Source organism: Hydrogenophaga sp. RAC07 (assembly GCF_001713375.1).
Lineage (GTDB): Bacteria > Pseudomonadota > Gammaproteobacteria > Burkholderiales > Burkholderiaceae_C > Hydrogenophaga.
Window position 1 is genome coordinate 1427453 of record NZ_CP016449.1, and the last position, 20567, is coordinate 1448019.

Annotated in this window: 19 protein-coding genes; 12 read left to right on the forward strand and 7 right to left on the reverse strand. The window is 67.4% G+C overall.

Annotated elements, in window-relative coordinates; all coding sequences use genetic code 11:
• Positions 1 to 25: 25 nt before the first annotated feature.
• From BSY239_RS06695 to BSY239_RS06715, 5 genes are read left to right on the forward strand one after another with little or no spacing between them, the layout of a single operon-like run.
• The gene (locus BSY239_RS06695; protein WP_069046162.1) at positions 26 to 2104 is read left to right on the forward strand and encodes a hydantoinase/oxoprolinase family protein; all 2079 of its coding nucleotides are present in this window, start codon (positions 26 to 28) and stop codon (positions 2102 to 2104) included.
• Positions 2101 to 3885 carry a hydantoinase B/oxoprolinase family protein gene (locus BSY239_RS06700; RefSeq protein ID WP_069046163.1) on the forward strand — a complete coding sequence of 595 codons (1785 nt, stop codon included), beginning with the start codon at positions 2101 to 2103 and terminating at the stop codon, positions 3883 to 3885. Before BSY239_RS06695 ends, BSY239_RS06700 begins: the two co-directional genes overlap by 4 nt.
• Positions 3882 to 4250, forward strand: coding sequence for a hypothetical protein (locus tag BSY239_RS06705; RefSeq protein WP_083239845.1), 369 nt, complete (start codon positions 3882 to 3884; stop codon positions 4248 to 4250). Before BSY239_RS06700 ends, BSY239_RS06705 begins: the two co-directional genes overlap by 4 nt.
• Before the next feature lie 8 nt (positions 4251 to 4258).
• Positions 4259 to 5344 (forward strand): CobW family GTP-binding protein, encoded by a 1086-nt coding sequence (locus tag BSY239_RS06710; protein WP_069046164.1) that lies wholly within the window; start codon positions 4259 to 4261, stop codon positions 5342 to 5344.
• A gap of 24 nt (positions 5345 to 5368) precedes the next feature.
• Positions 5369 to 6331, forward strand: coding sequence for a Bug family tripartite tricarboxylate transporter substrate binding protein (locus BSY239_RS06715; RefSeq protein ID WP_069048835.1), 963 nt, complete (start codon positions 5369 to 5371; stop codon positions 6329 to 6331).
• A 3-nt stretch (positions 6332 to 6334) separates the two neighbouring features.
• On the opposite strand, the gene BSY239_RS06720 is transcribed toward BSY239_RS06715, so the two are convergent.
• Entirely contained in the window at positions 6335 to 7774 is a 1440-nt protein-coding gene (locus tag BSY239_RS06720) for an NAD(P)-binding protein (RefSeq protein ID WP_069046165.1), read from the reverse strand.
• Between the two features lie 166 nt (positions 7775 to 7940).
• On the opposite strand from BSY239_RS06720, the gene imuA reads away from it, so the two are divergent.
• The 3 genes from imuA to BSY239_RS06735 all read left to right on the forward strand — a co-directional run bounded on the left by imuA (position 7941) and on the right by BSY239_RS06735 (position 13306).
• On the forward strand, positions 7941 to 8789 hold the full coding sequence (gene imuA / locus BSY239_RS06725; protein ID WP_069046166.1) for a translesion DNA synthesis-associated protein ImuA: 849 nt from the start codon (positions 7941 to 7943) through the stop codon (positions 8787 to 8789).
• Positions 8737 to 10038, forward strand: coding sequence for a Y-family DNA polymerase (locus BSY239_RS06730; RefSeq protein ID WP_069046167.1), 1302 nt, complete (start codon positions 8737 to 8739; stop codon positions 10036 to 10038). The genes imuA and BSY239_RS06730 overlap by 53 nt, the downstream gene beginning before the upstream one ends.
• A 115-nt stretch (positions 10039 to 10153) precedes the next feature.
• The gene (locus BSY239_RS06735) at positions 10154 to 13306 is read left to right on the forward strand and encodes an error-prone DNA polymerase (protein WP_069046168.1); all 3153 of its coding nucleotides are present in this window, start codon (positions 10154 to 10156) and stop codon (positions 13304 to 13306) included.
• 24 nt (positions 13307 to 13330) lie between these two features.
• Here the strand turns inward: BSY239_RS06735 and BSY239_RS06740 are convergent, their stop codons facing one another.
• The 5 genes from BSY239_RS06740 to BSY239_RS06760 form a co-directional block, all read right to left on the reverse strand.
• The gene (locus BSY239_RS06740; protein ID WP_069046169.1) at positions 13331 to 13732 is read right to left on the reverse strand and encodes a type II toxin-antitoxin system MqsA family antitoxin; all 402 of its coding nucleotides are present in this window, start codon (positions 13730 to 13732) and stop codon (positions 13331 to 13333) included.
• A gap of 2 nt (positions 13733 to 13734) precedes the next feature.
• Positions 13735 to 14031, reverse strand: coding sequence for a type II toxin-antitoxin system MqsR family toxin (locus BSY239_RS06745; RefSeq protein ID WP_069046170.1), 297 nt, complete (start codon positions 14029 to 14031; stop codon positions 13735 to 13737).
• Positions 14032 to 14126: 95 nt separating this feature from the next.
• Positions 14127 to 14609: an EVE domain-containing protein gene (locus BSY239_RS06750; RefSeq protein ID WP_069046171.1), complete on the reverse strand. Its 483-nt coding sequence runs from the start codon at positions 14607 to 14609 to the stop codon at positions 14127 to 14129.
• A gap of 42 nt (positions 14610 to 14651) precedes the next feature.
• Positions 14652 to 16421, reverse strand: coding sequence for a methyl-accepting chemotaxis protein (locus tag BSY239_RS23010; protein WP_069046172.1), 1770 nt, complete (start codon positions 16419 to 16421; stop codon positions 14652 to 14654).
• Between the two features lie 73 nt (positions 16422 to 16494).
• Entirely contained in the window at positions 16495 to 17031 is a 537-nt protein-coding gene (locus BSY239_RS06760; RefSeq protein ID WP_083240166.1) for a chemotaxis protein CheW, read from the reverse strand.
• A gap of 112 nt (positions 17032 to 17143) precedes the next feature.
• On the opposite strand from BSY239_RS06760, the gene BSY239_RS06765 reads away from it, so the two are divergent.
• Positions 17144 to 18145, forward strand: coding sequence for an NAD(P)H-binding protein (locus BSY239_RS06765; RefSeq protein WP_216637506.1), 1002 nt, complete (start codon positions 17144 to 17146; stop codon positions 18143 to 18145).
• Between the two features lie 72 nt (positions 18146 to 18217).
• Here BSY239_RS06765 and BSY239_RS06770 read toward each other — a convergent pair whose 3' ends face one another.
• The gene (locus BSY239_RS06770) at positions 18218 to 18631 is read right to left on the reverse strand and encodes a DUF4148 domain-containing protein (RefSeq protein WP_069046173.1); all 414 of its coding nucleotides are present in this window, start codon (positions 18629 to 18631) and stop codon (positions 18218 to 18220) included.
• Positions 18632 to 18837: 206 nt separating this feature from the next.
• Here BSY239_RS06770 and BSY239_RS06775 point away from each other — a divergent pair, with 206 nt between their 5' ends.
• From BSY239_RS06775 to BSY239_RS06785, 3 genes are all read left to right on the forward strand, one after another.
• Positions 18838 to 19716 carry an NUDIX hydrolase gene (locus BSY239_RS06775; protein WP_069046174.1) on the forward strand — a complete coding sequence of 293 codons (879 nt, stop codon included), beginning with the start codon at positions 18838 to 18840 and terminating at the stop codon, positions 19714 to 19716.
• A 3-nt stretch (positions 19717 to 19719) separates the two neighbouring features.
• A complete protein-coding gene (locus BSY239_RS06780; protein ID WP_069046175.1) occupies positions 19720 to 19998 on the forward strand; it encodes a hypothetical protein in 279 nt (92 codons plus the stop codon).
• 138 nt (positions 19999 to 20136) lie between these two features.
• Complete coding sequence (locus BSY239_RS06785; protein WP_069046176.1) at positions 20137 to 20565, forward strand: DsrE family protein; 429 nt, start codon at positions 20137 to 20139, stop codon at positions 20563 to 20565.
• Positions 20566 to 20567: the final 2 nt, after the last annotated feature.

Sequence of the window (20567 nt, forward strand, 5' to 3'; positions counted from 1 at the left end):
CGCACCCCCACCGAGAGAACTCCTCATGAGCAATATCCCCCAACTGCGGGTCGCCGTCGACATCGGCGGTACCTTCACCGACATGGCGGCTTTTGACGAAGCCACCGGCAAGCTGCTGTTCGGCAAGGCCCTGTCCACCCACGGCCAGCTGGTCAACGGCATCCAGGCCACGCTGGACAGCGCCAGCATCGACCTGAAGGACGGCAACCTGTTCCTGCACGGCTCCACCATCGCGATCAACACCCTGCTGGAGCGCAACGGCGCCAACACCGCGCTGCTGATCACCGAAGGCTTTCGCGACATCTACGAGATCGGCCGCGTCAACCGGCCCGACGCCTACAACCTGTTCTTCAACAAGCACCAGCCGCTGGTGAAGCGCTCGCTGCGCTTTGAAGTGGCCGAGCGACTGCGCGCCGACGGCAGCACGCACAAGCCGCTGGACGAAGCGGCCGTGCGCGAGCTGGCCAAGGAGCTGCGCGGACAGGGCATCGAGGCGGTGGCCGTGCTGCTGCTGCACTCGTACCGCAACCCGGCGCATGAGCAGCGCGTCAAGCAAATCCTGCAAGACGAGTTGCCCGGCGCCTTCGTCTGCGCCTCGCACGAGCTGAGCCAGGAGTACCGCGAGTTCGAGCGTGTCTCCACCGCCGTCGCCAATGCCTATGTGGGTCCGCGCGTCTCGGCCTACCTGGGTGAACTGGAACAGCACCTGAGCACCCAGGGCTTCAAAGGCGACTTCTATGTGGTGCAGTCCACCGGCGGCCTGTTCCCCAGCGCCCATGCGCGGCGCGATTGCGTGCGCATGCTCGAATCCGGCCCCGCGGCGGGGGTGATCGGCGCCCAGGCCATCTGCGCGCAACTCGGCATGGGCGATGCGATCGCCTTCGACATGGGCGGCACCACGGCCAAGGCCGGCGTCATCAGCGAAGGCCGACCGCTCACCACCGGCTCGGCGCTGATCGGTGGCTACGAGCGCGCGCTGCCAATCCAGATTCCCATGATGGACATCCACGAGGTGGGCACCGGCGGCGGGTCGATTGCCCGCGTGGAAACCGGCAACGCGCTGCGCGTGGGCCCGCAGAGCGCGGGCTCCATTCCCGGTCCGGTGGCCTACGGCCGCGGCGGCACCGAGCCGACCGTGACCGACGCCAACCTGCTGCTCGGCCGCCTGGATGCCGACCACTTCCTGGGGGGTGAACTCAAGCTGGACCTGGCGGGTTGCCAGCGCCAGATGCAGGAGCGCATCGCCGGCCCGCTCGGCCTGGAACCCACGGCCGCGGCCGACGGGATCCTGCGCATCGCGGTGACGCAGATGTCGCACGCCGTGAAGGCCGTGACCACCGAGCGCGGCCTGGACGCCGGCAGTTTCACCATGGTGGTCTACGGCGGTGCCGGCCCACTGCACGCCTCGGCCATTGCCCGCGAACTGGGCATTCGCAAGGTGCTGATTCCATACGCACCGGGCTACTTCTCGGCCTACGGCATGTTGTTCTCCGACCGCCGCTACGACTACGTGCGCTCGGTGTTCCGCAAGCTCGACGAGGTCTCGTTCGACGAGATCGAAGCGCTCTACCAATCGATGGAAGACGAAGGCCGCGCGGCGCTGACGCAATCGGGCACCAAGGCCGAAGACGTGGTGATCGAACGCGCCGCCGACATGCGCTACGTGGGCCAGGAACACGCGGTCACGGTGGACCTGCCCGGCGCCTTCTTCGTGGACAAGGACCGCTCGGCCATCAAGCGCCAGTTCGACGACCTGCACAAGGTGCGCTACGGCACCTCGGCGCCCAAGGAACCGGCCGATCTGGTGAGCCTGCGCGTGACCGTGCTGGGCACCATGAAGAAGCCGCCCAAGCACAGCGTGGATGTGGGCGTGGCTGCACCCGAGAAGGCGGCGCTGCGAGGCGTCAAGCCGGTGTACTTCCGCCTGGGCGGTTGGGCCGACACACCGGTCTACAAGCGCGACCTGCTGCGCGCCGGCAACCAGATCGCCGGGCCGGCACTGATCGAGGAACACGCCTCCACCACCGTGGTCCAGCCGGGCGACGACCTGCGCGTGGATGAACTGGGCAACCTTCAAATCAACATCGGGAGCGACCGCTCATGAACACGCGAGACCTGCAAAACCCGGCCGTCGATCCGGTCACTGTCGAGATCATCCGCAACGGTCTCTATGCCGTGACGGAGGAGATGAAGACCAACCTCACGCGCACCGCCTACAACCTCATCATTTACGAGGCGCTGGACTTCACGGTGGGTCTGTTCACCAAGGAAGGTGACACGGTTTCCATCGGCCTGGGCCTGCCGATGTTCATCCGCGGCATGTCTGAAACCGTCAAGGCGAAGATCCGCCATTTCGGCTACGAGAACATCCTGCCGGGCGACATCCTCGTCACCAACGATGCCTACACCACCGGTAGCCACCTGAACCACTTCACGTTCACGATGCCGATCTTCCACGAGGGCCAGCTGGAGGGCTTCACCTGCTGCATGGCGCACTGGCTGGACGTGGGGGGCACGCTGGGCAACGTGACCACCGACATCTTCAGCGAAGGCATCCAGATCCCGATCCTGAAGTACCAGCGCGAAGGCGTGGTCAACCAGGACCTGATCGACATCATCGCCATGAACGTGCGCCTGGCCGAGCGCGCCCTGGGCGACCTGCGCGCGCAGATCACCGCCATCACCACCGGCGAGCGCCGCTACGTGGAGCTGCTGCAGCGCTACGGCGCCGAGGCGGTGAACGCGTCGATCCGCCAGATCATGGACTCCAGCGAGGCCGTGGCGCGCAAGAACACGCTGTCGATCCCCGATGGCGTGTACGAAGCCGAGTCCTACATGGACGACGACGGCCTGGACATCGGCAAGCGCATCCCGATCCGCGTGAAGGTCACGGTGAAGGGTGACGAGATGACGGTGGACCTGTCGGACGTGAGCAAGCAGGTGCGCGGCTTCTACAACTCGGGCTTCACCACCGGCATCGCCTGTGCGCAGGTGGCCTACAAGTGCCTGACCACGCCGACCGACTACCCGGTCAACGATGGCAGCTTCCGGTCATTGAAAGTGATCATGCCCATGGGCACCGTGATCAGCGCCGAGCGCCCCTACCCGATGCGGGTGTGGATGACTTTCCCGATGACGGTGATCGACACCATCTTCAAGGCGCTGGCGCCTGCGATTCCCGACCGTTCGATTGCCGGCCACCACGCCGACCTGGTGTTCCCCAACATCCACGGCATCTCGCCGGAGGACGGCCGCCTGTTCATCGTGGGCATCGGCCCGCTGGGCGGTGGCTGGGGCGCCAAGAGCACCGAGGACGGTGTGTCGGTCACGGTCTGCATCAACGACGGCGACACCCACAACAGCCCGACCGAACAGCTCGAAGCCAAGTACCCGGTGCTGGTGGAGAAGTACGAGATCCGCCGCGACAGCGCCGGTGCCGGCCGCTACCGCGGTGGCCTGGGCGCCGAAATGGTGGTGCAGGCGCTCAGCCCCTTCACCGTGACCACCCGCATCGACCGTGTGCACTGCAAGCCCTGGGGCCTGGACGGTGGCGGCGACGCCATGGGCAACGGCCTGGCCGTGCGCCACAAGGGCGAGTGGAAGACCGACCATTTGAACGCCAAGATCTTCAACGTGCGGCTGGAGCGCGGCGACGCCTACAAGATGCTCTCGGGTGGTGGCGGGGGCTTCGGCAGCCCGCTGGAACGCGAGCTCGATCTGGTGGCCGAAGACGTGCGCGAAGGTTATGTGAGCGCCCAGGTGGCGCGCGAGGTCTACAAGGTGGCGCTCGATGGCCACGGCCAGGTGGACCACCCCGCGACGCAGGCACTGCGCAGTGGCAAGGCCGCGGCTGCTGTGGAAGACGTGGCCTGGGACGGCCAGTGAGCACCGCCGTGGCCGACCCGCGCGCCGAACGCCTTGCGAACCTGTGGAGCCGACTCTCGGCCCAGCACGTGACGCTGGGCGCAGGCTGCGGTTGCATGACGGGTGGCGTCAGTGTCTCGCTGGAAGACTTTGAACTCGACATCGCCGACTACCTGTGGGCCGAGAGCGAACGCCTGGGCCAGGCCGAGGTGGTGGCCTGGCTGCTGCAGCCGGGTCCGATCGAGCAGCAGGTCAAGCCGGTGATGACCCTGCTGACCCGCCTGGAAGAGGGCGAAGCCGACGAGGTCGTGGCCGACTGGCTGCTCACGCGGCTGGCGCGCACGCTCGACTCGTTCGCCAAGCTGCACGGCCCCTCCAGCATCTGAGTCTGCCCATGGCCTTCATCCTGCCCCCTCTGAACACCAGCGATGCCGCCGGGCCGGCCGCACGGATTCCCATCACCGTGCTCACCGGCTTTCTGGGCAGCGGCAAGACCACGCTGCTCAACCGGCTGCTGCGCCAGCCCGACATGCACGGCACGGCGGTGGTCATCAACGAGTTCGGCTCGGTGGGGCTGGACCACGACCTGGTGGACCATACCGAAGAGAACATGGTGCTGCTGGCCAACGGCTGCATCTGCTGCACCGTGCGCGGCGATCTGGTCGAGGCCTTCGAGCGCCTGGCGCAAAGCCCCGAAGCACAACGCGGCGCCCTGCGCCACGTGGTGGTGGAAACCACCGGCCTGGCCGACCCCGCGCCCATCCTGCACACGCTCATGGGCGACCCGCGTCTGGCACAGCGCTGGCGCCTCGCCGGCGTGGCCTGCACGGTGGACGCCTTCAACGCCATGGCCACGCTGGACCAGCACACCGAGGCTGTGAAGCAGGCCGCCGTGGCCGACCGTTTGCTGCTCACCAAGTCCGACCTGGTGAAGCCCGAACACGTCGCGCCCTTGCTGGAGCGGCTGCGCGGCATCAACCCGCTGGCGGTGGTGACGACCGATGCTGCCGACGCCTTGAACGCGTTGCAAGGCCTGCTGGACCGGCCGAGCGCCGCGCTGTGGTTGCCGGTGTCCAAAGACAATGAGCGGTCGTTTTTCTTCCCGGTGGGTGCGCCGGGGCAGCACGACCCGAACCGGCACGATGACCACATCCGGTCGCACGTCATCGTGCGCGAGCAACCGCTCTCGCGCGAAGGCTTCATGGCCTGGCTGGACATGATCGCGGCCATGCGCGGTGACGACCTGTTGCGCGTGAAAGGCATCGTGCACCTGGCCGACGACCCGGAGCATCCGATGGTGATCCACGGCGTGCAGCACCTGTTCCATCCACCCGAGACGCTGGCGCGATGGCCCAGCGAGGACCGGCGCACCCGCATCGTGTTCATCACCCGAAACATGGACGCCGAAGAGATCGACGCGACCCTGAGCATTTTTGAAAGACGCCGCAGCCGCGGCCCACGCCCCTCCCAACCCGTTTGAATCACACAAGGAGACAACACCATGATGAAACAACTGATCGCCTGCGCCGTGCTCGGTGCCTGCAGCCTTTCGCCCGCGCTGGCGCAAGGCAAATTCCCCGACGGCATCGTCAAGCTGGTGGTGCCCTTCGCCGCTGGCGGCGGTGTGGACCAGGCGGCCCGTTTGCTCGGTCGGCAATTGCAGACCGATCTGGGCGTGTCGGTCATCGTGGAGAACAAGGGCGGCGCCAGCGGCACCATCGGCGGCAAGGCGGTGCAGACCTCACCGGCCGACGGGCAGACCCTGCTGTTCTCCGCCGCCACGCACGTGCTGGCCCAGCAGGTGCTGGCCAACCCGCCTTACGACCCGCAGACCGACTTTGAACCCATCGCGCGCGTGGGTGAAGCGCCGCTGCTGCTGGTGATCCCGCCCAATGCACCGCAAAAAACGCTCAAGGAAGTGCTGGACGCAGCCCGTCAGAGCCCCGAGAAGTGGACCGCCGCTTTGCCAGCTCTGGGCGCACCCAGCCACCTGGCCACGCTGCTGCTGGCCAAGCAGGGCAACGTCAAGATCACCATGACGCCATACCGGGGCACCGCGCCCGCGCTGGCCGATGTGGCGGGCGGCCATGTGCAGGTCCTCATGGACTCCATCATTTCGCTGCAAGGCATGGCCCGCAGCGGCAAGGTCAAGCCCATCGCCACCACTTCGGCCCAGCGCAGCGGCGTGGCGCCCGACGTGCCCACGGCCGTTGAAAGCGGCTACCCGGGCATGGTCTACAACTCCTGGTACGGCGTGTGGGCCCCCAAGGGCACACCCAAAGACCGGGTGCAGTTCCTGAACAAGGCCGTCAACAAGGCGGTGGCCGAGCTGGCCAAAACGGGTGCGTTCACCACGCTGGGCATCTTGCCGGTGATTGAGAGCTCGGAACAGTTCCGCAAGTACATCGCTGCCGACGTGTCGCGCAGCGCCGAACTGCTCAAGGAGTCGGGCTTCAAGCCGGAATGACCGTCAGCACCGTGGGTCCGGTCCAGCCGCTGATCCGGCCATGAGCCGTTTCACATTGCCCACCGCCGCCATCGCCTGCTGACGCAGCTCGGCCACGATGGCGTTTTTTTCTGTGTCTGCAGGGTCGATGCTGGCCGTCATCTTGCCGAAGCCGTCGAGGCGGCTTTCGCGCATCCAGTGGCGCAGGGGCTTGTCCTGGCTCCAGCGCATCTGGTTGGCCAGGCTGACCAGGGTGGACTGGACGTAGCCGCCCACGTTGCGCGGAAAGGGCACAGGGGTGCACAGCGCGTTCTTCGTTGCGTCGTCGTCGTAGTGCGCTTCCACATACGCGCACACGGCGCTGCTGAAGGTCACCAGCGGGGCACGCACGAGCTGGGGCACGATCTTGCCAGGCTGGAAGATGGGTTCGCTGTCGCGCATCTCCACGGCGGAGGCGGTGCAGTTGATGCAGAGCGTGTTGTCGGCCAGGGCCTCGCGGCCTTGTTCGAGCACGAGCGCATCCCGCTCGATGGCCAACACACGGCCCTTGCGGATCACGTGCTGGATCTGCCGCAGCACCTGCACCTCGCCTTCGGAGAGCGTGGCGTAGTGAAACATGCGGGGCGTGTGCTGCGTGTCGATGCGCAGCATCTGGCCGCTGGCCTCCAGGCGCTCGAACAGGTCGGTCACGCTGGTGGCTTCGGCCAATGCCTTCATCTGCGCCAGTTGCCCGCCCATCGAGTGTTTGAAGAACGCTTCGCCGGGTTGCGTGGTGAGCCGGTTCACCACCCACGAGTCGCGCGGCATCACCCAGCTGATGGCGTCCTGCGGCACACCGCATTCGAGCAGCCAAACGGCCGTGTCCATGGCCGTCTTGCCGGCGCCCAGAATGCAGAAGCGGGCAGGGCGCTCGGCAGCGCTTTGCCAGAGCTGGGTGAGCTGCGTGGGTGTGACGAGGCGAACACCCTCGGCCACGCTGAACTTCGGCTTTGTGGTGGCGGGCACGCTGGGGCTGAAGTGGCGCGCGTCCACCAGTTTCCTGCGCACGCTGATGCCGGACCCCGCGCCCGAGAGCAGGGAGGTCACGCGGGCGGTGCCGGCGTCCAGGCCCTCGAAGCGGCTCATGGGGAGGTAGCGCACACGGCCGCTGGGCAGCAGTATCTGGTGCATCACCTGCTGGAAATAACCGCTCACCTCGGCGCCGCTGGCCAGTTCGTGCAGGCCGGCGTTGTGGCCCACCGTGTCCTGGCGACCGGTGCCCAGCGCGAGCGAGTTCACCCCATAAAAGGCCGAGGGCTGGTGCAGTGAGACAAAGGGGTAGGCGTCGTTCCAATGGCCGCCGGGCTGACCATGCATGTCCACCAGGGTGATGTGCGCATCGCTCTCCTGCAGCAGCGTGTCGGCAAAGGCCAGGCCGGTGGCGCCTGCGCCCACGATGAGGTAGTCGGTGTCGTGCACGGCCATGGCGCTGCCCTTGAAGTGGTGCCCGCATCGTGAGGGGCTTGGGCGGTGGCGGCAATGGGGGCAAACCATGCGGGTTGTGTTGCCGCTGGACACCGACCGGCCTTTCATATACTGTACAGACATACAGTATTTATCGGCCTTCCCAACCCCACCCGAACACCCCGCCATGCATCCCGCCCTCGACTGGCAGGAGGACGACCTGTCTTCCGCGCTGATGTTTTCAACCCCGCCCGACCCGCCGCGCCCGGCACGTCCAGTGCGCCTGCCCGGTGAATTGCCCATGGCCGTGGCCGCCGCCATCTGGCGCGGCGACCAGCTGGGTGGCCCGGTCTCGGCCGTGCTGTCCAGCGGCTTCGAGGCACTGGACGCGCAACTGCCCGGCGGCGGCTGGCCCTGCCACGGCGTCATTGAAATCCTGGCCTCGCAGAGCGGCATGCTGGAGTGGCGCCTGCTCGGGCCGGCGCTGCGCCAGGTGTGTGCCGCCGGCCGCGCGGTGGTGGTGGTGGGGCCGCCCAAGGCGCCGCACCTGCCGGGCCTGCGCTTCGAGGGCATCGACGAGCGCCACCTGGTCTGGGTGCGGGCCGACACGGCGGCCGAGCGCCTGTGGTCGGCCGAACAACTCATCAAGGCCAACGCCTGCGGTGCGCTGGTGGTGTGGCTGCCGCAGGCGCGGTCTGAGCAGGTGCGCCGCCTGCAGGTGCTGGCCGCCAGTTGCGAAGGCCCGGTGTTTTTGTGCCGCCCCAGCGCGGCGGCGCGCGAATCGTCGGCCGCGCCGTTGCGGCTGCAGGCCCGCGTGGGGCTTGATTGGGAACTGCAGCTGGACATCTTCAAACGCAAGGGTCCGCCGCTGCAGGACACGCTGCGCCTGGGCTCGGTGCCCGGCGGCCTGCGCGCCATCCTCACGCCGCGGCTGCGTTTCCCCAGCCGTCTGTTGCCCTCCGATCTGTCCCGAGAGGCCGACCATGTTGTGGTCAGCACTCCTGCTCCCGACCGCCCCCACCGCGCCGTCCACTGAGGCGGCGCGCCGGGCCGTGGCCACCTGGGCGTTGCAGTTCACGCCCCGCGTGGCGCTGGCCGACGGTGCGGTGCTCATGGAGGTGGCGGGGAGCGTGCGCCTGTTTGGCGGCAAACGCGCGTTGCGCGACCGCGTGGTGGCCGAGAGCGCCGACGTGGGTGTGACCCAGGTGGCCTGGGCGGCCAACAGCCTGGCCGCGCTGGCGCTGGCGCGCGCGGGGCTGGAGAACGGTTTCAGGCAAGCGCTGCCGCTGCTGCTCGATGCCTTGCCCATGCAGGTGTTGAGCGCGGTGCACCCGCATCTCACCACGCTCGCGCACATCGGCTGCCGCACGCTGGGCGACGTGCGCGCGTTGCCGCGGGGTGGGGTGGGGCGGCGGTTCGACAAGCACTTGCTGCAGGCGATCGACCAGGCCTACGGCGCCGAGCCCGAGGCCCATGTGTGGGTGGCGCTGCCCGAGCGGTTCGAGGAGCGGCTGGAGCTCATGGCGCGCGTGGAGCAGGCGCCGGCCCTGCTGTGGGGCGCGCGGCGTTTGCTGCTGGTCATGAGCGGCTGGCTGGCGGCGCGGCGCGCGGGTGTCACGGCCTTCACGCTGCGCTGGGCGCACGACGCCATGCGCGCACGCGACGCGGGCGAGGGCGGCGAGATCACGGTGCGCACGGCCGAGCCCACGCGCGACACCGAACACCTCTGCCGCCTGCTGGCCGAGCACCTGGCCCATGTGCAGCTGCTCGCGCCCGTGGGCGACCTGCACCTGCTGGCCACCGACGTGCAGCCGCTGGTGGAGCGCAGCGCCTCGCTGCTGCCCGACACCGTGCGCCAGGGCGAGACGCTGCACCTGGTGCTGGAGCGCCTGGCCGCGCGCCTGGGGCCGGGGCGCGTGTTGCGCCCGGTGGTGTTGCAAGACCACCGCCAGGAATGGATGTGCCGCTGGCAGAGCGCACCCGAGCCGCTGCCGCGCAAGCCGGCACCCGACACCGGCATGCCACAACCCACCTTTGTGTTGCCCGAGCCCTTGAGGCTGCTGGTGCGCGGCAACCGGCCGATCTACCAGGGCGAGTTGCAACTGCTCGCGGGCCCGCAGCGGGTGGAGGGCGGCTGGTGGGACCGGGTGGATGGGGCGAGCAACACGCGCAACGTGGTGCGGGATTACTGGGTGGCGCTGTCGGCGAAGGCGGGGGTGTTGTGGATCTTCCAGACGCGGCTGGAAGAAACGCCCGCGTGGTATTTGCATGGACATTTCGCATGAGGTGGGCCCCCATCCCAGCCTTCCCCCAGAGGGGGAAGGAGCAAGACGTTGCTCAGGCGTGCGTGTCTGACCCCTTCCCCCCCTGGGGGAAGGTTGGGATGGGGGCTCCCCGGCCATGAAGCTGCCCGACTACGCCGAGCTGCGCTGCATCTCCAACTTCACCTTCCTGCGCGGCGCCAGCCACGCCGAAGAGCTGGTGGAGCGCGCCCAGGCGCTGGGCTACCGCGCGCTCGCGCTGGTGGACGAATGTTCCCTGGCGGGGGTGGTGCGGGCCCACGTGGCCGCCAAAAAACACGGCCTGCCGCTGCTGGTGGGCAGCCAGTTCCGGGTGCAGTGCGACACACCCTTCACCCTCATCGTGCTGGCCTGCAACCTCAACGGTTACGGCAACCTGTGCGAGTTCATCACACATCTGCGGCGCACGTCGCCCAAGGGCAGCTACCACCTCACGCTGGACGCCATCCGCGCCGAAGCGCTGGCCGATTGCGTGGTGATCGCCGTGCCCGATCGCGACAGCGCGCAGGACCCGATGGACACCACAGCGCGCTGGCTGCTGCAGCATTTCATCGGCCGCTGCTGGCTGGGTGTGACGCAGTTGCGCCGGCTCGACGACGAGATGCTGCTGCACAAGCTGCGCCAGAGCAGCGCACTCACCGCCGTGCCGCTGGTGGCCGTGGGCGATGTGCACATGCACGTGCGCTCGCGCAAGCCGCTGCAGGACGTGCTCACCGCCACGCGCATCGGCCAGCCGCTGAGCGCCTGCGGCCTGGCGCTGCAGCCCAATGCCGAGCAGCACCTGCGCTCGCGCCTCACGCTGGGCCGGTGTTACCCGCCCGAGCTGCTGGCCGAAACACTCGCCGTGGCGGCGCGCTGCGCGTTTTCGCTCGACGAGCTGCGCTACCAGTACCCCAGCGAGGTGGTGCCCGAGGTGCAGACGCCGTCGTCCTGGCTGCGGCAACTGACCCTGGAGGGTGCGGCCTGGCGCTGGCCGCAGGGCACACCGCCGCGGTTCGCGAAGCAGATCGAGCACGAACTCGAACTGATCGCCGACATGCGGTACGAGCACTACTTTCTGACGGTCAACGACATCGTGACCTTCGCGCGCTCCAAAGACATCTTGTGCCAGGGGCGGGGCTCGGCGGCCAACAGCGTGGTGTGTTACTGCCTGGGCATCACCGCGGTGGACCCCGAGCGCACCAACCTCCTGTTCGAGCGTTTCATCTCGCGCGAGCGCAACGAGCCGCCCGACATCGACGTGGACTTTGAACACGAGCGGCGCGAGGAGGTCATCCAGTACCTCTACAGCAAGTACGGCCGTGAACGCGCCGCGCTCACCGCCACCGTCATCAGTTACCGCCCGCGCAGCGCCCTGCGCGACGTAGGCAAGGCCCTGGGCTTTGCCGACGGCGCGCTCGATGTATTGAGCAAGAGCACACGCTGGTGGGACGGCCAAGCGATCGAGCCCGAGCGTTTGCTGGAAGCCGGGCTCGACCCCGAGGATCTGGCGGTGCGCCAGCTGCTGCAGCTCACCACGCAGCTCATGGGTTTTCCGCGCCACCTCTCGCAGCACACCGGCGGCTTCGTGCTCACCCAGCTGCCGCTCTCGCGCCTGGTGCCGATCGAGAACGCCAGCATGAAAGACCGCACCGTGATCGAGTGGGACAAGGACGACCTCGACGCCCTGGGCTTGCTCAAGGTGGACGTGCTGGCCCTGGGCATGCTCACCGCCATCCGCAAGGCCCTGACACTCATCAGCGCGAAGCTGGGCCGTACCGTCACGCTGCAGGACATTCCCGAAGGCGACGGGCCCACCTACGACATGATCTGCGCCGCCGACACCGTGGGCGTGTTCCAGATCGAGAGCCGCGCGCAGATGAGCATGCTGCCGCGCCTCCAACCGCGCTGTTATTACGACCTGGTGATCGAGGTCGCGCTGGTGCGCCCCGGCCCCATCCAGGGCGGCGCGGTGCACCCGTATCTGGACCGCCGGCAAGGCAAGCTGCCGGTGAGCTACCCGGGCCCGCGCGACGGCGCCGACCTGCGCGAAGCGCTGGGCCGCACGCTGGGCATTCCCATCTTCCAGGAGCAGTGCATGCAGATCGCGGTGTTGGCGGCGGGCTTTACACCCGGCGAGGCCGACGCCCTGCGCCGCGCCATGGCGGCGTGGAAACGCGGCGGCAACCTGCAGCAGTACGAACGCCGCCTGGTCGACGGCATGACCGCGCGCGGCTACGAGGCCGAATTCGCCCAAAGCGTGTTTGAACAGATCAAGGGCTTTTCCAGCTACGGCTTTCCCGAGAGCCACGCCGCCAGCTTTGCGCTGCTGGTCTACGTGAGCTGCTGGATCAAGCACCACCACCCCGCCGAGTTCCTGGTGGCCATGCTCAACAGCCAGCCGCTGGGTTTCTACACCCCCAGCCAGCTGGTGCAGGACGCCAAGCGCCATGGGGTGGAGGTGCGGCCGGTGGACGTGGTGCACAGCGACTGGGATTGCACGCTGGAAGGGTCTGACCCCCTCTCCCTCTGGGAGAGGGTTGGGGTGAGGGCCCGCCCGCCAACCATGCCTGTTGTCCGCCTGGGCTTGCGTCTGATCTCGGGCTTGAAGCGTGAAGCCGCCGATCGCCTGGTGAATGCGCGAGCAAAAAAACCCTTCACCACCACACAAGACCTCGCCCGCCGAGCGAACCTCGACCAACCGCAAATGAAACTGCTCGCCGCTGCTGATGCGCTGACAGGCCTGAGCGGCCACCGCCGCCAGCAGGTGTGGGACGCCGCCGCACTCCGGACCGCACCCGCGCTGATGAAGGACGCCCCGATCGACGAAGCCCCGCTGGCCCTGCCCGAAGCGCCCGAAGGCGAAGCCATCGTGTGGGACTACGACAGCCTGGGCCTGACCCTGCGCCGCCACCCGCTGGCGCTGCTGCGGCCACAACTCACGAAACGCCGGCTCATGAGCGCCGAAGAGCTGAACAAAGCCCCCAACGGCAGGCTGGTGCGCCACTGCGGCATCGTCACCCTGCGCCAGCAACCCGAGACCGCCTCGGGCGTGGTGTTCGTGAGCCTGGAAGACGAAACCGGCGTGGTGCAGGTCATCGTGTGGAAACACCTGCGCGAACGCCAGCGCACGGTGCTCACGCAGTCACGCCTGCTGGCGGTGCATGGCGTGTGGCAACGCGAAGGCGAAGCCAAAAACCTCATCGCCGGCCACCTGGAAGACCTCACGCCGTTGTTGCACGGGCTGTCGACGGTGAGCCGGGATTTTCATTGAGGGGTGGGTGCAAACAACCGGGTGTCAGACAGCGCGCACCTCATCCAGCAATTCCGGATGCCGGTCCAGCACCCTGAGCAGTTTCACCAGCGCCAGCGGTGGCTTGGTCTTGCCGTTCTCGTAGCGGGAGAACGCGTTGACCCCACCGCCAAAAATCTCGGCGGCTTCGCGCTGGTCCAGTGCGAGCTTCTTGCGCACGTTGACGATGAAGGCCGGATCCACGATGGCGGCGTTCACCTGTTTGTTGAAATCCAGCATCGCCGCGCTCAGTCGGGCGGATTCGGCAGCATTGAGAACAACCTCGTCACACGAAGGGCAGAAGTCGCCCGAGACGGCGGGGATGGTGGTGCTTTCGCCCTTGTAGGTGTAGGACATGTCGCGGGTGTCGTGCACCAGCTTCGCGGCACCACAGTGAGGGCATTTCATGGTCAGAGCTCCTTGAATGACACGATGAGCACGTCGTCAACGACGGTGAGTTTCAGATAGAGATCGCCCACCGGGGTTGACGGGCGGTACACGTCTTGCCAGATGCGGTGGTCGGCATGCGTGGTCATGCTTTTGTGGAAGTCCTTTGATGTCAGCGACATCACCACCGCCACGATGCCGTCGAAATCCAGCCCCAGCGCCGCACCACCGGCCAGCGCAGAGAACGTGGATCTCACATGACCGGATGCAACCAGCGTCTTGACCGTCTGCAACTTGCAGTGCGGCTTGCCTTTTTCCATGGCTGAACCTCCCTGGCGGAAGATTAACCTTGTAGGTTTATTTTGGCAAGTAGGTTATTGTTGTTTGTTGCTTCCAAGGAGGAGCATCGGCCGTGTCAGGTCTTCAGCAGGGTCCCGGTGATCAGCTGCCAATGCGCTTCACTCACCGGCGTGATGGACAACCGGCTCCCACGCTGCAGCAGGGTCATGTCGGCCAGTGCGGGGTTCGCGCGCAACTCGGGCAGGCCCAGCAGCCGCGTCTTGCGCAGCGCCTTCACATCCAGCAGCAGCCAGCGCGGTTCCTCGGGTTGGGACTTGGCGTCGAAGTAGGGCGACTGCGGGTCGAACTGCGTGGGGTCGGGGCGGGTGGTGGACGCGACCTCGGCGATGCCGGCAATGCCGGGCTGCGGGCAACTCGAGTGGTAGAACAGCACGCCGTCGCCGATCCGCATGCCGTCGCGCATGAAGTTGCGCGCCTGGTAGTTGCGCACGCCGGTCCAGGGCACGGTGGCGCCGGGTGCGGCGAGTGCGTCGTCGATCGAGCACTCGTCGGGCTCGGATTTCATCAACCAGTAGCGGGGTGCGGGGGATGCGGTCATCGCGCTATTTTGCGACGATGACCCGCCGGCGGGGCAAGGTCCTCAGAACGATTCCCACTCGTCCGAAGCGCCGGCTTTCTCGGCCACCTTGGCCACCGGCTGTGGAGCGGGCTTGGCCAGCGCCGGCTTCTTCGGCGCCACCGACGCCGGCTTGGCGTTGGCAACCCCAGGCTTCTTCAGCGCCGTGCTGCCCACAGCGGTGCTGACGGGCTTGTGCAGGTCGGTCGAACGGATCTGGGTGATCGAGCTTTGCGACGTGCTGTGCGCGTCCACGCGGAACACGCGCACCACTTCGGCCAGGCGGTCGGCCTGGTCGTTCATGCTCGATGCGGCCGCCGCGCTTTCTTCCACGAGCGCGGCGTTCTGCTGGGTCAGCTGGTCGAGGTTGGCCACGGCTGCGTTGATCTGGTTCACGCCGTCGGCCTGCTCGCCCGAGGCGCTGGCGATCTCGCCGATCATGTCGCGCACGCGCACCACGTTGTCGACGATCTCGCCCATGGTCTTGCCAGCCTGGTTCACCAGCTCGGTGCCGGCGGTGACCTTGTCGACGCTGGTGCCGATGAGGATCTTGATTTCCTTGGCGGCCTGCGCGCTGCGCTGGGCCAGGTTGCGCACCTCGCCCGCCACCACCGCAAAGCCGCGGCCCTGTTCGCCCGCACGGGCCGCTTCAACAGCGGCGTTGAGCGCGAGGATGTTGGTCTGGAACGCGATGCCGTCGATGACGCCGATGATGTCGTTGATCTTGCGCGAGGACTGGTTGATCTCTTCCATGGTCGTGATCACCTGGTGCACCACCTCGCCACCTTTTTGTGCGCTCTGGCCGGCCACGTCGGCCAACTGGTTGGCCACGCGCGCCGAGTCGGCGGACTGGCGGATCGCGCCCGACATCTGCTCCATGCTGGCGGCGGTTTGCTGCAGGTTGGAGGCGGTCTGTTCGGTGCGGGCCGAGAGGTCGTTGTTGCCGGTGGCGATTTCCTTGGCGGCCACGGTGATGTTGTCGGTGCCGCGCTTCACGTCTGCCACCACGTTGACGAGTCGGTCGCGCATGCCGAGCAGGGCGGCCGTCATGGCGCCGAACTCGTCCTTGCGGTCGTTGCGGATCTGCGCCGTGAGATCGCCGCTGGCGATCTGCTCGGCGAACGCCATGGCTTCGCGCAGCGGGTTGCGGATGTTGCGGATCAGGAAGAACGCGCCGGCGATGATGCCGGCAACCAGTGCGCCCACCTGGATGCTTGCAATGGTCAGGCTGGTCGAGCGCTGCTCGGTGAGCCGCTGTTGGGCTTCCACGCGGATGTCGGCCTGCATGCGGGCGAAGCCGCGCAAGGCATCGAGGTAGGGTGGCACGGCCTGGTTGAAGCGGGTGGCGATTTCTTGCGCAGCGCCGGCGGTGTCACCGGCCTTTTTCATGTCGTTGGCCACACCCAGCGAGGCCAGCACACCCTTGCGCAGATCGGCAATCCTGGCCATCTGGGCCTTTTCGGCGTCGTTCATGTCCATGGTCTCCAGCTCTTTCTGCAGGGCGGAGATGGATGCGATGCCGGCGGGAATCAGGTCCTTGTACATCGCGGCAATGGTCGGGTCCGAACTCGCAATGGATGCCTGCACGCGCGTGACGTTGGTCTCGGTCAGGCCGGCCCATTCGGTGGCGATGGTGGTCTTGTGGGCCAGCGCGGAGAGCACCCGCTCGGACTCGGCGTTGAGCGAGGCCGAGCGCGCGCCGGCGGTGGCCACCACGACAAACAGGGCCACGATGATGGCGATGACACCGACCCACAGGCGGGCGCCGACAGACAGGTTGCGGAAGAGTTTCATGGTGACTCCAACAGGCGTGTTGAGCCGCGCGCGGCCTCGTGGGCTGCGTGCGGCGGAAAGCGGGGGGGAGGGGTTACTGAACGGAAGGGGGCTGGGTGACCAGGCCCATGTCGGCGCTGCCGATGAGGGCTTCGATGTCGGCCAGGATCAGCATGCGCTCGCCCACGCTGGCGATGCCGGTGATGAAGCCGGCGTCCAGGGTGGTGCTGATCTGCGGTGCGGCCTTGATGTGGTCATGGCTGAGACGGATCACGTCGCTCACCGAGTCGACCACCAGGCCCACCACGCGGTCGTGCACGCTGAGCACGATCACCACGGTGAGCGCGTTGTAGTCGACCTTGGCGCAGCCCAGCTTGATGCGCATGTCGACGATCGGCACGATCACGCCGCGCAGGTTGACCACCCCCTTGATGAAGTCGGGCGCATTGGCGATGCGCGTGGGCTCCTCGTAGGAGCGGATTTCCTGCACGCTCAGGATGTCGATGCCGTATTCCTCGGCGCCCAGGCGAAAGCTCAGGAACTCACCGGCGCTGGCCAGCGCCGGCGCTCGGCCACGGGTGGCCAGATTGGGTGAGGGGATGGCGGCGGAGGGGGTGTTGAGGGCGTCCATGGGTCCGTGCATTGGGGGTTGATATCTGCGTATCGACACCTGCCCGGGGTTCTTGAGGGGACTGGACAACCGGTGACAGTCCAGTCCAGGACACGCTTACTAAGATGCCACCATGCCCAGCCAGAATCCCCAACGCGTTTTCATGCTCGGTGCCACCGGCACCATCGGCCAGGCCACGGTGCGCGCCCTGTTGGCCCGGGGGCATGAGGTGGTGTGTTTTGTGCGGCCGCAGGCGGGTGTGGGCGGCAGGCTGCAGGGCGGCGACATGGCGCGCCTGTTCCCGGGTGCGGTGGTGCGTGTGGGTGACGTGCAAGACCCCGTGTCGCTGGCGCGCGATGGTTTCCAGGGAGAACATTTTGACGTGCTGGTGTCGTGCCTGGCCTCGCGCACCGGTGTGCCCAGAGACGCCTGGGCCATCGACCACCAGGCCCATGTCACTGCGCTGGATGTCGCGCGGCAGGCCGGTGTGTCGCATGTGGTGCTGCTCTCGGCCATCTGCGTGCAGAAGCCCCTGCTGGCATTTCAACGAGCCAAGCTGGCGTTCGAACAGGTGCTGGTCGATTCGGGCCTGACGTATTCCATCGTGCGGCCCACGGCGTTCTTCAAATCGCTCTCAGGGCAGATCGAGCGGGTGCGTCGGGGCAAGCCGTTTCTGGTGTTTGGCGACGGCACGGCCACGGCCTGCAAACCCATCAGCGACGACGACCTGGGCGCCTTCATTGCCGACTGCCTCACCGACGCGAGCCGCCACAACCGCGTGTTGCCCATCGGTGGACCTGGCGAGGCGATCACGCCGCGCCAGCAGGGCGAACACCTGTTTGCGCTGCTCGGTCGGCCGCCGCGCTTCAAGAGCGTGCCCGTGGGTTTGCTCGACGCGATCATTGCGGTGCTGGGCGCGGCGGGGCGCGTGGTGCCCGCCCTGGCGGACAAGGCCGAGCTGGCCCGCATCGGGCGCTACTACGCCACCGAATCCATGCTGGTGCTGGACCCCGCCACCGGGCGCTTTGATGCGGCGGCCACGCCGTCCACCGGCAGCCAGACGCTGTTCGACTTTTACGCCGACGTGGTGAACGGCACCGCCGCGCCCGAACGCGGCGATCACGCGGTGTTCTGAGCGCCTGCGGCACAACGCAAAAACCCCCGAGGCCGACACGCGGCCCCGGGGGTTTCAGAAAACGTGGGCCGATCAGTTCGACTTCGTCGTGCTGTTGCTTTGACCCATGCCCACGGTCGTGCCGTTGTTGCTCGCCGCCTGCATGTTGTTCATGGGGTAACGGCTGGGGTTCAGATCGCGGAAGGTGGCGCCGGTCTGGCCATCGGCAATCAGGGTGCCGTTGCGCTGTGCTTCCATCAGATCGGCGCGAACCTGGTCACGCGAGGTGGTGCTGGCGGCCGCAGGCTGCATGTAGCTGCCCGGGAACAGCTGGCGGAAGGTGGCGCCGGTCTGGCCGTCGGCGATCAGCGTGCCGTCGCGCTGGGCTTGTGCCAGTTCGGCGCGCACCTGGTCGCGGGTCTTGGGGGTCATGTCGGCGGCGAACACGGAGCCGGCGGAGAGTGCGGTCAGGGCGAGGGCGATGATGGAGTTGCGAGCGTTTTTCATGGTGAATCCTTGGTGAGATGGGTTGGAGCCAGAGAGCCTGGCGTTTCAATCGGGACACACTGGATACGGGGCAAGTTCGCGATTGGATTCAACCCGGCCTCAAAAAGAACACTTTCTTACAGAGGGGTTACCCGCAGGCGCCGGGGGATCGACCCCGGGCCCTGATGGCGACAGCGGCTGCGCAGGCCCTCGCGGACAATCCACGCATGGCCCTTGCGATCAACTCCGACACCGTTCTCACACCCCCCGTGCCCTCGGCCACCGTGATCGTGGTGCGCGATGCGCCGCAGGGGCTCGAGGTGTTGCTGGTGCGCCGGCACGGCAACTCGGCTGTGCTCGGCGGCGTGCACGTGTTTCCGGGCGGCAAGCTCGATGCCGCGGACCGCGAGGTGGACCCTTCGGCACTGGACCGAACGGCCGCCGATTGCGCCCTGACCTTGAACGAGCCGGGGCTGGACGCCCAGACCGCGCTGGCCTTGCACGTGGCCGCCCTGCGCGAGACCTTTGAAGAATGCGGCCTGCTGCTCGGCCAGGTGCACCGCGCCGAGCTGGCGCAGCGCGTGCGCGAGCTCACCGCGGCGGGCACCGGTTTCGCCGCAGCCCTGCAGCAGCTCGGGTGTCCCGTGTCCACCGCCAGCGTGTTGCCGTGGTCGCGCTGGATCACACCGCGTGTGCCCTCGGTGACCAACAAGCGTTTCGACACGCGCTTCTTTGTGGCCGCCGCGCCCCACGGCCAGCTGGCCGAGCATTGCACCTTTGAAGCCACCGAAGCCGTGTGGATGGCGCCGCGCCTGGGGCTGGAGCGTTACTGGGCGGGCGAGATCGATCTGGCGCCGCCGCAGATCATGAGCCTGAGCGAGTTGAGCCACCTGCACACCGCTGCCCAGGTGATGGCCCTGGCGCAAAGCCGCCCGCCCACGCTGATCGAGCCCGAACCGTTTGACGAGGACGGTGTGCGCGTGATCTGTTACCCCGGTGATCCGGCCCACAGCATCGCGCAGCGCGTGTGGCCTGGCCCGACCCGCCTGGCCTACCGCAACCAGCGCTTCGAGGCCGACGGAGGCCTTGCGGCCTTGCTGGCCTGACCCATGCAGCGCGTGCCTTCCCGATGGGCAGCGTGGGCGCTCGGCGCGCTGGCCGTGATCGCCGCGGTGCCCGCCGCCTGGCTCACCGTGCTTGCGGTGGCCAAGGCCCGCCTGCCCTACAACGAAGAGGGCAACCACTTTGACGGCCTCGTGGTTCACCACGAAGGCACGGCGGTTGCGTACGGCGTGCTCGCGGTGGTGCTGTGGTTGTTGGCCCTGCTGGCGGCACTGGGCGCGCGCCGTGGGTCCCGGCGGCCAATGAACAGGACCACCGCGCCTTGAAGCGCAGCCGGAAGTCGCCGGTTTTTTTTGCACTGAACCACAGGGCAAACCACGATAGGCGTGCGCCGGCCAGGGCGGGATAGTCATGTACTGGAATATTCGGATTCACGCATTGAATGCTTTCACAGGAGACTTTTGATGAAACGACGCACCCTCGCTCTCGCGCTGGCATTCGGTGCCACCGCCTTGCTCGGCACCGGCTGTGCCTACACCCCCGCCCGCCAGAAAACCCAGGTGGTGCTGCAGGTGAGCGACCCGGATCCGGCCAAGTGGAACCTGGCGCTGAACAACGCCCGCAACGCGCAGGTCGATCTGGGTGCCGACAAGGTGGACATCGAGATCGTGGCCTACGGCCCGGGCATCAACATGCTCAAGTTCGACGCCGTGACCGCCAACCGCGTGAGCGAGGCGGTGAAGAACGGCGTGAAGATCGTGGCCTGTGAGAACACCATGACGGCCCAGAAGATCGTCAAGGCCGACATGAACCCTGCCGTCAGCTACGTGCCGGCCGGTGTGGTCCACATCATGCAGCGCCAGCATCAAGGCTGGGCCTACGTGCGCCCCTGAAG

Excerpts from the sequence above, each read along its gene's own strand:
- BSY239_RS06695 (WP_069046162.1), top strand. The coding sequence starts at position 26 with ATGAGCAATATCCCCCAACTGCGGGTCGCCGTCGACATCGGCGGTACC.
- BSY239_RS06700 (WP_069046163.1), top strand. The coding sequence starts at position 2,101 with ATGAACACGCGAGACCTGCAAAACCCGGCCGTCGATCCGGTCACTGTC.
- BSY239_RS06710 (WP_069046164.1), top strand. The coding sequence starts at position 4,259 with ATGGCCTTCATCCTGCCCCCTCTGAACACCAGCGATGCCGCCGGGCCG.
- BSY239_RS06715 (WP_069048835.1), top strand. The coding sequence starts at position 5,369 with ATGAAACAACTGATCGCCTGCGCCGTGCTCGGTGCCTGCAGCCTTTCG.
- BSY239_RS06720 (WP_069046165.1), bottom strand. The coding sequence starts at position 7,774 with ATGGCCGTGCACGACACCGACTACCTCATCGTGGGCGCAGGCGCCACC.
- imuA (WP_069046166.1), top strand. The coding sequence starts at position 7,941 with ATGCATCCCGCCCTCGACTGGCAGGAGGACGACCTGTCTTCCGCGCTG.
- BSY239_RS06730 (WP_069046167.1), top strand. The coding sequence starts at position 8,737 with ATGTTGTGGTCAGCACTCCTGCTCCCGACCGCCCCCACCGCGCCGTCC.
- BSY239_RS06735 (WP_069046168.1), top strand. The coding sequence starts at position 10,154 with ATGAAGCTGCCCGACTACGCCGAGCTGCGCTGCATCTCCAACTTCACC.
- BSY239_RS06740 (WP_069046169.1), bottom strand. The coding sequence starts at position 13,732 with ATGAAATGCCCTCACTGTGGTGCCGCGAAGCTGGTGCACGACACCCGC.
- BSY239_RS06745 (WP_069046170.1), bottom strand. The coding sequence starts at position 14,031 with ATGGAAAAAGGCAAGCCGCACTGCAAGTTGCAGACGGTCAAGACGCTG.
- BSY239_RS06750 (WP_069046171.1), bottom strand. The coding sequence starts at position 14,609 with ATGACCGCATCCCCCGCACCCCGCTACTGGTTGATGAAATCCGAGCCC.
- BSY239_RS23010 (WP_069046172.1), bottom strand. The coding sequence starts at position 16,421 with ATGAAACTCTTCCGCAACCTGTCTGTCGGCGCCCGCCTGTGGGTCGGT.
- BSY239_RS06760 (WP_083240166.1), bottom strand. The coding sequence starts at position 17,031 with ATGGACGCCCTCAACACCCCCTCCGCCGCCATCCCCTCACCCAATCTG.
- BSY239_RS06765 (WP_216637506.1), top strand. The coding sequence starts at position 17,144 with ATGCCCAGCCAGAATCCCCAACGCGTTTTCATGCTCGGTGCCACCGGC.
- BSY239_RS06770 (WP_069046173.1), bottom strand. The coding sequence starts at position 18,631 with ATGAAAAACGCTCGCAACTCCATCATCGCCCTCGCCCTGACCGCACTC.
- BSY239_RS06775 (WP_069046174.1), top strand. The coding sequence starts at position 18,838 with ATGGCCCTTGCGATCAACTCCGACACCGTTCTCACACCCCCCGTGCCC.
- BSY239_RS06780 (WP_069046175.1), top strand. The coding sequence starts at position 19,720 with ATGCAGCGCGTGCCTTCCCGATGGGCAGCGTGGGCGCTCGGCGCGCTG.
- BSY239_RS06785 (WP_069046176.1), top strand. The coding sequence starts at position 20,137 with ATGAAACGACGCACCCTCGCTCTCGCGCTGGCATTCGGTGCCACCGCC.